General features: G+C 53.2%; 14 protein-coding genes. All 14 read left to right on the forward strand.

Annotated features, from left to right (window positions below):
- On the forward strand, positions 1 to 515 hold a 515-nt coding region (locus WC317_07755), incomplete at its 5' end, for an inorganic phosphate transporter (protein ID MFA5340021.1).
- Between the two features lie 8 nt (positions 516 to 523).
- On the forward strand, positions 524 to 910 hold the full coding sequence (locus WC317_07760; GenBank protein ID MFA5340022.1) for a M67 family metallopeptidase: 387 nt from the start codon (positions 524 to 526) through the stop codon (positions 908 to 910).
- Positions 900 to 1,658, forward strand: coding sequence for a HesA/MoeB/ThiF family protein (locus WC317_07765; GenBank protein ID MFA5340023.1), 759 nt, complete (start codon positions 900 to 902; stop codon positions 1,656 to 1,658). Before WC317_07760 ends, WC317_07765 begins: the two co-directional genes overlap by 11 nt.
- A 6-nt stretch (positions 1,659 to 1,664) precedes the next feature.
- Positions 1,665 to 2,585, forward strand: a complete 921-nt coding sequence (locus tag WC317_07770; protein ID MFA5340024.1) for a TerC family protein — start codon at positions 1,665 to 1,667, stop codon at positions 2,583 to 2,585.
- Entirely contained in the window at positions 2,586 to 3,623 is a 1,038-nt protein-coding gene (gene galT, locus WC317_07775) for a galactose-1-phosphate uridylyltransferase (GenBank protein ID MFA5340025.1), read from the forward strand.
- A complete protein-coding gene (locus WC317_07780) occupies positions 3,620 to 5,017 on the forward strand; it encodes a family 16 glycosylhydrolase (GenBank protein MFA5340026.1) in 1,398 nt (465 codons plus the stop codon). The genes galT and WC317_07780 overlap by 4 nt, the downstream gene beginning before the upstream one ends.
- 89 nt (positions 5,018 to 5,106) lie before the next feature.
- The gene (locus WC317_07785) at positions 5,107 to 5,697 is read left to right on the forward strand and encodes a TetR/AcrR family transcriptional regulator (GenBank protein ID MFA5340027.1); all 591 of its coding nucleotides are present in this window, start codon (positions 5,107 to 5,109) and stop codon (positions 5,695 to 5,697) included.
- Complete coding sequence (locus WC317_07790) at positions 5,694 to 6,608, forward strand: efflux RND transporter periplasmic adaptor subunit (protein MFA5340028.1); 915 nt, start codon at positions 5,694 to 5,696, stop codon at positions 6,606 to 6,608. Before WC317_07785 ends, WC317_07790 begins: the two co-directional genes overlap by 4 nt.
- Positions 6,609 to 6,615: 7 nt before the next feature.
- On the forward strand, positions 6,616 to 7,626 hold the full coding sequence (locus WC317_07795) for an ATP-binding cassette domain-containing protein (protein ID MFA5340029.1): 1,011 nt from the start codon (positions 6,616 to 6,618) through the stop codon (positions 7,624 to 7,626).
- Positions 7,623 to 8,735 (forward strand): ABC transporter permease, encoded by a 1,113-nt coding sequence (locus WC317_07800; protein ID MFA5340030.1) that lies wholly within the window; start codon positions 7,623 to 7,625, stop codon positions 8,733 to 8,735. The genes WC317_07795 and WC317_07800 overlap by 4 nt, the downstream gene beginning before the upstream one ends.
- Positions 8,735 to 10,078: a TolC family protein gene (locus WC317_07805; protein MFA5340031.1), complete on the forward strand. Its 1,344-nt coding sequence runs from the start codon at positions 8,735 to 8,737 to the stop codon at positions 10,076 to 10,078. Before WC317_07800 ends, WC317_07805 begins: the two co-directional genes overlap by 1 nt.
- 127 nt (positions 10,079 to 10,205) lie before the next feature.
- A complete protein-coding gene (locus WC317_07810) occupies positions 10,206 to 10,628 on the forward strand; it encodes a hypothetical protein (protein MFA5340032.1) in 423 nt (140 codons plus the stop codon).
- A gap of 78 nt (positions 10,629 to 10,706) precedes the next feature.
- Positions 10,707 to 11,069: a hypothetical protein gene (locus WC317_07815; GenBank protein MFA5340033.1), complete on the forward strand. Its 363-nt coding sequence runs from the start codon at positions 10,707 to 10,709 to the stop codon at positions 11,067 to 11,069.
- A gap of 180 nt (positions 11,070 to 11,249) precedes the next feature.
- The coding region (locus WC317_07820; GenBank protein MFA5340034.1) for a hypothetical protein at positions 11,250 to 12,186 on the forward strand (937 nt) is incomplete at its 3' end.

Consider the following 12,186-nt stretch of genomic DNA (forward strand, 5'->3'; position numbering starts at 1 on the left):
CCGTCAAAGAATACCGTCACCTGAAAGAGAAGAAGAAGGGCAGGGCCCTGCTCGGGGCGCTCCTTACCTTTTCCGGGTGCTATGTGGCCTTCGCGGGCGGGGCGAACGGCGTCGGAAAGGCGATGGCCCCCGTAGTCGCGGTCGGTTTCATAGATACCAGGTGGGGCATACTGATCGCGGGCATAGGTATCGCGGCGGGAGCCCTTATCTTCGGAAAGGCGGCGCTCGAGACCGACGAGAGGGAGCTTGGGGAGATAGGTTTTGTCAGGGCGATAATCATCGAGCTGATATGCGCCACCGCGCTTTTGGCCGCGTCGATAAGCGGGATCCCGCTTTCCGTCTCCGTGACCGTGACCGCGAGCCTGACCGGCCTCGGTTGCGCCGACCTGGGGATAATGCCGAGCCTGAAGAAGCATCATGCCGTAAGGAACCTCCTGATGTGGCTTATAGTGCCTTTCACGTCGGCCTGGCTTACCTATTTCCTTTTGCACCTCCTTAAGGTCATATTGAAATGAAATTATCCTTGAAAAAAGTCCACATCGCTGAGATGATAGAACACGCGAAACACGAATTCCCGAACGAAGCCTGCGGCCTCCTGGCAGGAAAGAGCAGGAAGGTAAGCAAGGTCTACCGGATGGCGAATACCGAAAGGGGCGGGATGAGATACACGATGGCGCTCAAGGAGCAGTTCGACGCGGCCAGGGATATGCGTTCCCAGAACCTGGATATGGTCGCGATCTATCACTCGCATCCCAACGTCAGGCCGTATCCTTCTTTCCGCGACATCCAGCTCGCGATGCATCCCGAGTGCTCCTATATCATCGTCTCGCTTATCAACGGCATGCCCGAGGTCCGCTCCTTCAGGATAAGAAAGGGCATGGTCGAGGAGGAGGAGATAGATGCCGGCTGACCTCACTTCCGCCCAGCGGGAGAGATACAGGAAACATCTCATCTTCGATATGATAGGAGAAAAAGGCCAGAAAAGACTTTTGTCTTCGAAGGCGCTGATAATAGGCGCCGGAGGCCTGGGTTCGCCGGCCGCCTTATATCTCGCGTCCTGCGGGGTGGGGACGATAGGCATTGTCGACAGCGATGACCTCGAGCTTTCCAACCTCCATAGGCAGGTATTATATTCCACCGGCGATATCGGAAAGCCGAAAGTGTTCCTTGCGGAGAAGAGGCTGAAAGAGATCAATCCCGATGTGGATATCAGGGCCTCGAAGGCCAGGGTGACAGGCGATAACGCGAAGGCCCTTATAAAGGATTACGACGTGATACTCGACTGCACCGATAATTTTGAGACGAAATACCTTATCAATGACACATGCGTTTCTCTGGGTAAGGCCCTGGTGCACGGCGGCATTTACGCCTTCGACGGGCAGGTGACTTTCATCCTGCCGGGCAAGGGTCCGTGTTACAGGTGCATCTTTCCCGAGCTGCCCGGCCCGGGCGCGTTCCGCGATTGCCAGCAGGCGGGTATCCTCGGTTCGGTCCCGGCGGTGATCGGCGCCCTGCAGGCGAACGAGGCGTTGAAATACCTTCTCGGGATCGGGAAGAACCTCGTCGGGCGGCTGTTAAGGTACGACGCGCTCACCGGCGAGATCAGGATATCGGAGTATAAAAAGAATGAAAAATGCCCTGTTTGCGGCGGGAGATGATCTGATATGACAGCCAGATTTGAGTTATGGGCGATATTCGGCATAGCGATAACCGCGATGATGTATCTTGACCTTTTTGTCCTGAATAAGAAGGCCCATACCGTAAGGCTAAAAGAAGCACTGGCCTGGTGCGCGGTATGGGTAACCGCGGCGCTGTTATTTTGCGTAGGCATATATTTCCTGCTCGGCAGGATAAAGGCGCTCGAGTTCCTGACGGGCTATATAATAGAAGAATCGCTCAGCGTAGACAACCTGTTTGTCTTCATAATGATATTCGAGTATTTCAGGATACCGACTTCATACCAGCCGCGCGTGCTGAAATGGGGCATACTCGGCGCGATAGTCATGAGGGCCCTGTTCATAGCCGTCGGCGTGGAGCTCTTCAATAAGTTCGAATGGATAATATACGTCTTCGGAGCGTTCCTGGTACTCACCGCTTTCAAACTTGCTGTCAGGAAAGAAGAGAAGTTCGATCCCGAGAAGAACCCCCTGCTTAGGCTCTTCCGGAGGTTTTTCAGGGTCACGTCCGATTATCACGACGACAACTTCTTTACACTGCACTCCGCCGCCTGGTCGGCGACGCCGCTGTTCATAGCGCTGCTTCTTATCGAGTCTAGCGATATCATATTCGCGATGGATTCGATACCGGCCGTGCTCGCGATAACCACGGATCCTTTCATCGTCTATACCTCGAATATTTTTGCTATACTCGGGTTAAGGTCGCTCTTTTTCGTGATATCCGGGATGATGGGATTGTTCAGGCACCTGAAACTCGGGATCTCGTTTATCCTGGGATTCGTCGGCGTTAAGATGCTGATATCGCATTTTTATGAGATACATATAACGGTTTCTCTTGGCGTGATATTCGGGATCCTTGCCGTATCGATACTCGCTTCCGTCATCCATAAAGAAAAAGAAGGCAAGTAGATGTCAGAGCTCAGGGAGAACCTCGCTACCAAAAGATGGGTGGCGATCGCCACCGAAAGGGCGAAGAGATCCGACGATTTCAAAAAAGGCAAAGAATTACCGGCGCCGCGGCCGGCGTATGACGGGAAATGCCCGTTCTGCGAAGGGAATGAGACCCCGGACCAGACCGAGGCCTTCTCGATCCGCGACCCGGGGACAAAGCCCGGAGAAAAAGGATGGAAGATAAGGGTGATACCCAATAAATACCCGGTGCTTGTACCTCCGCAGAAAGGCGCGGCTATCGAGGTGAAAAGGCATAAGTCCGGCATATACCTCCATATGGAAGGGGTCGGAAAGCATGAGGTCGTGATCGAGAGCCCCGCCCACAACAAGACTATCGCGACGATGACTCCCTCCGAGGTCGAGGCCGTCATAAAGGCGTACCATGAGAGATACCTCGCCCTCGACTGGGACCCGGCGTATAAACAGGTCATAATATTCCGTAACCAGGGCGCCGGCGCCGGGGCCTCGCAGCTGCATCCGCACTCGCAGATAATCGCGACGGCGATGATGCCGCAGCATATGAGGTATGCCCTCATTGAGGCGCAAAGATACTATGACGAGCTCGGCAAGTGCGTCTTCTGTGACATGATAAAATGCGAGCTCGCGGAGAAAGAACGGCTGGTCATGCAGAACGACAAGTTCGTCGCGTTCGTCCCATACGCGGCACTGCTCCCTTACGAGATCTGGATATTGCCGCTCAAGCATTCGACCTCCTTCGCCGACCTCTCCCCCCAGGACACGGGATCGCTCGCCCAGATACTGCGCGACATCCTCGCCAAGTTATATTACGGCCTGAACAACCCCGATTACAATTATTGCATAAGGAGCGTGCCCCATTACTCGGCGTGCGAGCCGTATTACCACTGGCATATACAGATACTTCCGCGCCTTACGACGCCGGCGGGATTTGAGATCGGCTCGGGGATGGCCGTAAATGTCACGCTGCCGGAAGAGTCGGCGAAATTCCTGCGCGAATTCGAGATCGGGACGCCATGAGATCAGCTACCGCGCCGGTATTATTATTCTGTCTGTTATTCCTGCCCGCGGCCGAAGCCGCCTCCGGCAAGACGGTCCCCCCTAAACTCGACGGATGGTACCTGGTCTGGCACGACGAGTTCGACGGCGACAAGGTCGACCCTGTAAAATGGAGGGTTGAAGACGCCGCGCTCGTGAAGAACAAAGAACTGGAATACTATTCTCCGGGGAACGTCTATGTAAAAGACGGAAAGCTTATTTTAAAGAGCGAGAAGAAAGAGCGGGGAGGCCGGCCCTACACCTCGGGGCTTGTCGAGACGAAAGGCAGGTACTCTTTTGAATACGGCCGTGTCGAGGTCCGCGCCAAGCTCCCCGGCACAAAGGGCATGTGGCCTGCCCATTGGATGATGCCGGCGAAGGGCGGGTGGCCCCCGGAGATAGATATAATGGAACTCGTGGGGAGCAAGCCCAACGTGATACACATGACAAACCACTACGGCGAATTCCCGCGCAACCGTTATGACTCAAAGGTCTTCACCGGCCCCGATTACACGAAAGATTTCCACGTCTTCGCGCTTGAATGGGAGGAGGGGGAGCTTCGCTGGTATATAGACGGCGTCCGGCATTTTTCCGTCACGAGGAACGTCCCGCGCGGACCTTTTTATATAATACTCAATACCGCGGTAGGGGGGACGATGCCGAGCAACCCGGACGAGACGACGGTCTTCCCGCAGTATCATGAGATCGACTATGTCCGCGTATACATGAAGGAAATACCCGGGACATATTTTCTTATGACATCTGCCGTGAACGGGAAGATAGCGGTCGAGCCCAGACTTCCGAGATATAACAAGGGCGATAAGGTCAGCGTGGCCGCCGTCCCAGCGATAGGGTATAAATTCGATGGCTGGGGCGGAGACGTCGGTCTCGGCAGAGATAACCCCGCCATCGTCCTGATGAACAGGCACAAGACGATAACCGCGAATTTCACGCCCGACCCCAACGCGCCGAAACTCCTTTCGCGCGGCAAGAAAGCGTTTGCCTCGACCGCCGAAGGCCCCGAACTGTCGGCCGGGAATGCCGTCGACGGGGATATGGGCACACGCTGGTCGTCGGAGTTCTTCGACCCACAGTGGATATATATAGACCTCGGCAAGCCCCGCGCGATAGAAGCGGTCCGGCTCGAATGGGAGAACGCGTCAGCGAGGGCGTTCAAACTCCAGGTCTCTGACGACGCCAAGAGCTGGAGGACCGTCTACTCGACCGATAACGGGGCAGGGGGGACGGAGGAGATGACCGGCCTGGACGTTACCGGCAGGTATGTGCGCATCTACGGCTCTGAGCGCAGGTCAAAGTACGGCTATTCGCTCTGGGAGTTCGAGGTCTTCGGCAAAGAGCCGCCTTCCATCATGTAAGCGGGCCCCAACCCACAATTTCCTTGACAAAATCCGCGATATCGCTATAATTATCTTATTGAGTGAGCGCTCACTCAATAAAGGATATCATGGCAAACGTAACGGCTGTACATACCGATACAAGGCAGAAGATCATAAACGCGACCTTGCTTGTTACCGCCAAAAACGGTTTCGACAGGGCGACGACCGAGGAGATATCCCGCACCGCAGGCGTCTCCGAAGGCATAATTTACCATTATTTCAGGAGCAAGCAGGAGCTTTACGCAAACATGATAAAGGAGAGGGCCGGTAATTACAGGGAGGCCCTCGCTAAAGAGGTTGCCGGGATAGGGACCCCGAAGAAGAAACTCGACCGCCTCATAGATTTCCATTTCGAGCATTTCACCGGCAAGAAGAGCATATTCCGCGGCACCCTGGACAGGACAAACGATGCCCCGGTAATAAAAGAGTATCTCTTCAGGATCGCGATAGCTCCCTACAGCCGGATGATCGCGGGGATAATCGGCGAAGGCATCAAGGCGGGGGAGTTCGAGGACGTCGATCCGCAAGTCGCGGCATTGAACCTGCTTGGCATGATGCAGCTCCCGGCGATCGTGATGCATTTCGGCCATGCCGAATTTACCGTCCGGGACGCGGTGGATAACGTCAAAAAAATATTCTTCGGAGGAATTCTAAAATGAAAAAACATTTAAAGAGGGGCATCGTTTTACTGGTAGTCATCGTTTTATTTGCGGCGGCGGCCTTCTATATAATGCCGCGGAAGGCGCCGAAGGGCGTCTTCCAGACGACCGGCATCCTCGAGGCGACCGAGGTCAACCTGGCTCCCAAGATATCGGAGCGCGTAAAGGAAGTCCGGTTCCATGAAGGCGATCATGTAAAGGACGGGGATGTCGTGGTTATGCTCGATGACCGGAAAGAAAAAGCCCAGTTCGAGCAGGCCCAGGCCGACCTTGAGGTGGCGAAGGCGAACGCGCTCAACGCGGATGCCAACATAGAAAAGGCCAAGGTGAAGATAGAGGATACCGAGCGGGACCTCGGCAGGTACGGCAAACTTCTCGAGAAGAAACTTGTGGCGCAGAACGATGTCGACAAGGCGAAAACCGCGTACGATACGGCGGTCGCGGACTTAAACGGGATGGTTGCCCAGAAAATACTCGCTGAGGCGACCATAAAACAATCCGAGGCCGCCTTGAAAGTCGCCAAGACTAACCTGGACGATACGGTGATATATTCCACTTTATCCGGGATGGTGGTTTTGAGGGCATTTGAGCCGGGAGAGATGGCTTCGAACGGCGCGACGATCCTGACCATTATCGACCTGTCGGATGTATGGGTGCGCGTAGACGTGGAAGAGACCGCCGTCTCGAAGATAAAACTAGGCGATGCCGCGAAGGTCAAGGTAGATTCGCTCCCCGGCCGCGAGTTTAAGGGGCGTGTCACCGAAATAAACAGCGAAGGCGAGTTCGCGACCCAGCGTGACGTGAAAAGAGGCAGGCAGGACATAAAGACTTTCAGGGTAAAGGTCAAAATAGACGAGCCGGAAGGGCTGTTGAAGCAGGGCATGACTGCTACGGCCACCTTCGGGGGATAAGGACGGAATGGCATACGCGGCGGAAGTAAAAAATATAGTCAAAAAATTCCCGTCGGTCACGGCGGTAGACGATGTCAGCTTCTCCGTCGAAGAGGGCGAGATATTCGGTTTCCTCGGCCCAAACGGCGCCGGCAAGACGACCCTGATAAGGATACTTACCTGCCTGATGAAGCCGACATCGGGCCAGGCGAATATAAGGGGCATCGATGTCGTCAAGCAGCCGTCGCTCGTGAGGCGCAATATCGGCGTCGTCTCGCAGGCGCTTACCAGCGACCTCGACCTGACGGCTTATGAGAACCTGAATATCTACGGGAAATATTTCGATGTGCCGAAGAAAGAGCGCAAACAGAGCATAGATTACCTGCTCGGCAAGGTCGACTTGAAGGACAGGGCTAAGGAGCTCGTCGCGACATATTCCGGAGGCATGAGGCGGCGCCTCGAGATAGCGCGCGGGCTCATACACAAGCCGTATATCCTGTTCCTCGATGAGCCGACGATCGGGCTCGACCCGCAGTCGCGCCGCGTGATATGGGAACTGCTTCAGAAGATACGCAAGGAGACGGGGCTTACGATATTCATCACGACCCATTACATGGACGAGGCCGATATCCTCTGCGACAGGATAGGGATAATCGATTACGGCAAGATCGTGGCCCTGGACTCGCCGGCCAACCTCAAACGGAGCATAGGCGGTTTCGATATAATCGAGGTATCGCTCAGCAACTTCTCGCCTGCCGTCATGGAACAATTGAAGGCGATGAAATTCATCAGGGAGATCTCCGAAAAAGACGAGATGCTCAGGATTTCGGTCGATGACGCGGCAAAATCGATGTCGGTCCTGATCGATGAATTCAAGAAGATGGGCACCACGATCCTCTACCTGGCCATACACGAGCAGTCCCTGGAAGACGTATTTATCCATTATACGGGCAAGACGATAAGGGAGGCCGAGGTCCAAAAGGTGAACTTCTTTATAGGGGCGGGGGCCCCGAGGAAAATGCCGGGAGCCAGGATATGAGAGCGCTGGCTGTGACCGAAAGGGACCTCAAGAGGTTCATACGCAACCCGTTCGTAATAGTAGCGAGCATATTCATGCCTCTTATGTACCTTGTCATAATGGGCAGTTCATTCCAGGGCGAACTCAAGCACCTTCCGGTCCTTCTGGTCGACCAGGATAACGGCCCTTACGCCAGGCGCGTGGTCGAATTGCTGCAGGCGCTCGAGGACGGCCCCCACACTCTCGAGATCACGAGGGAGAACGACCAAAAGAAGGCGGTCGATATGGTAAGGGACGGTTTCTATAAAGGGGTCATAATAATACCGCCGGATTTCAGCAAAAATGTCGTCAAGAACGTGGATCCGCAGGTCGGGCTTCTTCTGGATAACACCGATTCGATATCCGCGGGAAGTATTTCAGGCGTGGTCTCGAGGGCGATGGTTTACCTCAAGTCCGATTATTTGGCGGTCCGCCCGGACAGGTCGAGGCCGCAATTGCGCTCGATAGAGCTCTATAAGAAGATAGACTACGACGCTTCGCTGGTACCGGGCATAATAGTCATGGCGATATTCATGGGAACGACGTTCACCGGGGCATTCAGCCTCGTCATGGATAAGTTCCTCGGCATACACGAAAGTTACCTGTCGACGCCGCTAACGCGGTTCGACCTCGTCGCCGGCACGATAATGAGCGGAGTGCTTATCACGACGATAATGTCGATAATAGTCATGATAGGCGGCCTTTTGATAACCGGGATAAAGCTTGCGGGAGGCATAAGCACTGTCATGCTCCTGCTGGTCACGATGGTGATCACCGCCCTCGGGCTGTTGAGCATGATATTCACGGTCCTGGGACGGGCGGACCATCCGAGGATAGTCGGCGTGCTGGTCGGTTTCCTGAACGTAATATTCTATTTTCCGAGCGGAGCGGTCTATCCGATAGAGAGCCTGCCCAACTGGTTAAGGGCTTTCGCGAAAGTCAATCCCGAGGCATACGCGGTCCACGCTTTTAAGGAACTCATTCTTAAGGGCTCCGGTTTCACGGCGGTCCGGGGCGACCTTATCTTCCTCATGGCATTTATCGTGGTTATGTTATTTTTAGCGACGCTGACATTTAAAAGGACGATGTGATGACGCATATAAGGAAGATCGTTATATTAACAGTATTATTTACGGCTCTGATAACCGGCCGCGTTTATGCCGAGGATATCCCGACCTTGACCCTTGACGACTGCGTCAAGGCCGCGCTCGCGAACAACCCGAAATTAAAGGAAGCTGTCGCCAATGTCGACCTGAATAAGGCCGGGATCGGCTCGGCGAAATCCGCTTACCTGCCGCAGCTCTCCACGACGGGCAGCTACATACATTATGACACCTCGAAGGTAGCCTTCGGATCTTTCGCGCTTTCGGGCAATGTCACTAACGCCTTTCCCGCCGTCGATAAGAGATATGAGGTCTTATCGGAAAACACCTCAGTCAGCCAGCTTATCTGGGATTTCGGGCAGACGCTGAACAGGATCAAGTTCGCCAACGAGACGCTCTCGGCCTCGCAGTATGAGTTCCTTGAGACGCAGGAGAACACGATACTTAACGCCGAGAAGGGGTATTTCGACGCCATGCGAGCGCAGCTCCTGCTTGAGGCGGCGAAAGATAACTTTGAGATGATGAGAGTCCACCTCGGACGCACAGAAGGATTTTTCGAAGTGGGATTCCGGCAGGCCTATGACGTTACGAAGGACGAGGTCAACGTCGCCAACGCGAACCTCGACCTCGTGACCGCGAAGAAGAATTTCGAGATGTCCAAGGTGACGCTCAATAATATAATGGGGAATACCGGCGGGACGGCATACAGGGTGGTCGAGATAGGTGATTTCAAGCCGGACGAGATAAACCTTGAGGAGGCGCTTAAAGCCGCGGCATCGAACAGGGTCGAGCTCTCGAAGCTGCAGGCCAGGGCGCGGGCGGCCCAGGCCGACCTCGCGGCCAAGAAGAAGGGGAATTGGCCGGTAATATCCGTAGGGGGCAGCCACCAGGTCAGCGATACAAGCACGCCCGGCGTCGGCAACGTCCAGAGCTGGAACGCAGGGCCCCAGATCAGTTGGCCGTGGTTCGACGGTTTCAAGACAAAGTCTGAAGTGGAGGCCGCGCAGGCGAACCTTAAGTTAGCCCAGCTCGGGATCCAGGACGAGACATTGAACATAGCCCTTGAGGTCCAGAGCGCGGTGCTTTCGCTCGGGGAATCGAAGGAGCGGATCGTCGCGACGGCAAAACTACTCCAGCAGTCGAAAGAGTACCTCGATATAGCCAACGCGAGGTACGAGGAAGGCCTCGGCTCGATAATAGAAGTGACGGACGCCGAGAACTCGGTCGTCTCGGCCAGGCAGGGCCACGCCTCCGCGATCGCCGACTACCTGACCGCATCCGCGTCATACCAAAAATCCATCGGCGTCATATCCCAGGGCATAGTTAAATAAATCCTTCCGGTCGGCCCCGTATTTTACCCCCGTTATTATGCTTGAAATAAGTATTTCGGGAGCTATAATCATCTTATACGCTAAAGGCACAGCCGTTGAGTTCAAACGTTAGACAAGGAGATGAATAATGACAGATAATCGAAAAATTAACATTAAGGCACTGGTAGTGGGTGTGTTAACAGATTTAGGCAGCTCGATAGTTTTAGGTATCATACTGGGCGTAGTGGCGGCTATTATCCTAATTGCTCAAGGCGTTCCACCGAAAGAAGTTGCTGTGCGTTTGCAGGGACAGATGCTTCTTATCCCAAGTATGATCATAGGTCTTGGAGGCACGTTGCTTGGAGGTTTTGTTGCCGGCCGAATTGCAAAAGATTATGAAGTGTTCCATGGCGGCATAGTGGGTTGCATAAGTATTTTACTTGGTTTTTTCTTTTGGTCATCTTGTCCCTTGTGGTATAACCTCGCAGGCCTGATAGTAACTATTCCTTGCGGAATGCTGGGAGGTAATATCGCAAAAATTACTCGTAAGAATATAAATAAAAATGTCTAACATTTCACTCCAGCGGACGGCGCTGGCTACCTGTTTTAATGTCGCCGCCGCTGAGTTCAAACGTTATAAGATGATAATATGATTGATAAAAAGATAAAAATAGAATATTACGATCAGAATGAGGATTTTGCGAAATATCTGCCTAAAACCGGCGTGATCGCGAAGCAGTTAATTGATGAATATAGAAATAATGATTGGTTCCTTGTTAAGATTGATGAGCCATTTGAATATCAATTGAAAATAGGCGAAAATTATCAATATAAATTAATCGAATGCAAGAATATGCTTATTCGCTCCCGAATAAAGAATGAAGATATCGACTCACCTAATGGCACCTCTGTCTTTATAATGCTCATCCCTGATGAATCAAAATTATCAAATAATCCAATAAAAATAAAAGATTTTATACATATAGCATTGGGAAGTGCTAAGATTATATAGGCTTATAACATTTCACTCCAGCGGACTGCGCCAGCCATCCGTTATCAAGGGCACAGCCGCTGGGTTCAAACGTTAGGCAATCGAGAACACATGAAGAGCATACCATCAGCAATCGTTTGGTTTCCTTTGGTTGTGGCTCTCCATTTTCTGGGCTTGGGGAGCGCGTTCGGATCTTCTCCCATGAAATTCCATGTCATTTCGGATTCCTCAATCTCACCTGCCGGGACGAAGGCAGCCCGACCTGACGCGCTATTGTCCGGCGGAAAATTCTACGTGAGCTACCTTCAAGTCTCACCCCTCAGAACATTCCGTCTTCTTGTTCTGGACAAGAATCTGACGCTCTTGGGATCAACTGATCTGTTTTCTGGCAAGAATCAGCCAACGGATATACGCGTATGTTCAGGACCCGGAGATTCCTTTTTCTATGCTTTTGAGACTACTAACTTCCGCAAAGGGATTCCCAATCACCTAAACATTGCCCGGTATGTGTTCACGGAATCACTTCCAACTTTGGCTTCCTCCAAGACGGAAGTAGCCGCAGCCATGCCCGTAGTCATTCCTGACGGGCTTCCCCGGTCCGGTGACGATCTGGCTGATGATCCTGCGCCCTTTATCTACAGAGACTGTTTCTACGTAATCACGAGGAAATGGGAATCAGCGATCCTGAAGGTTCGTTCGTTTTCCACAGACTTGGATCATCTGGAAACCCGGGAGATGGATCTCGGTAAGTCATTTCCCGGGCTCTACCTATCAGTCAATTCCATGGTCGACATTGAAGGGCAGCCGTATCTAATCGCCGGCGTGTTCAATGGCCCACCGATCGACCGCCGCTTTTTCTCGTACATTGCCGCAATTGGATTGGACGACACCATGACAAAGGCCGGCAATCCCATAGTTCTCTCAAGGACAAAATGTTACGAGGATAATGTTGCTTGTGCGAGACATTCGGGGGGGATCCTGTTCGTGGGATATGACAGCCGAGAATATGACAGCCCAAAGCCCGCGCCTTTGGATCACCTCGGGATAATCAAGGCCTTCGATCCAAGGAACGGGTTCAAGGAACTGGGTTTAGTCCGGATTAACTCGGGCCGTATGATCGACAATCATTTCACTTTTG

The sequence above is a fragment of the Candidatus Omnitrophota bacterium genome, from assembly GCA_041653595.1.
GTDB lineage: Bacteria > Omnitrophota > Gorgyraeia > Pluralincolimonadales > Pluralincolimonadaceae > Pluralincolimonas.

Coding starts and splice junctions, on each gene's coding strand:
- WC317_07785 (MFA5340027.1), top strand. CDS start 5,107: ATGGCAAACGTAACGGCTGTACATACCGATACAAGGCAGAAGATCATA.
- WC317_07790 (MFA5340028.1), top strand. CDS start 5,694: ATGAAAAAACATTTAAAGAGGGGCATCGTTTTACTGGTAGTCATCGTT.
- WC317_07805 (MFA5340031.1), top strand. CDS start 8,735: ATGACGCATATAAGGAAGATCGTTATATTAACAGTATTATTTACGGCT.
- WC317_07765 (MFA5340023.1), top strand. CDS start 900: ATGCCGGCTGACCTCACTTCCGCCCAGCGGGAGAGATACAGGAAACAT.
- WC317_07770 (MFA5340024.1), top strand. CDS start 1,665: ATGACAGCCAGATTTGAGTTATGGGCGATATTCGGCATAGCGATAACC.
- WC317_07800 (MFA5340030.1), top strand. CDS start 7,623: ATGAGAGCGCTGGCTGTGACCGAAAGGGACCTCAAGAGGTTCATACGC.
- WC317_07815 (MFA5340033.1), top strand. CDS start 10,707: ATGATTGATAAAAAGATAAAAATAGAATATTACGATCAGAATGAGGAT.
- WC317_07780 (MFA5340026.1), top strand. CDS start 3,620: ATGAGATCAGCTACCGCGCCGGTATTATTATTCTGTCTGTTATTCCTG.
- galT (MFA5340025.1), top strand. CDS start 2,586: ATGTCAGAGCTCAGGGAGAACCTCGCTACCAAAAGATGGGTGGCGATC.
- WC317_07810 (MFA5340032.1), top strand. CDS start 10,206: ATGACAGATAATCGAAAAATTAACATTAAGGCACTGGTAGTGGGTGTG.
- WC317_07795 (MFA5340029.1), top strand. CDS start 6,616: ATGGCATACGCGGCGGAAGTAAAAAATATAGTCAAAAAATTCCCGTCG.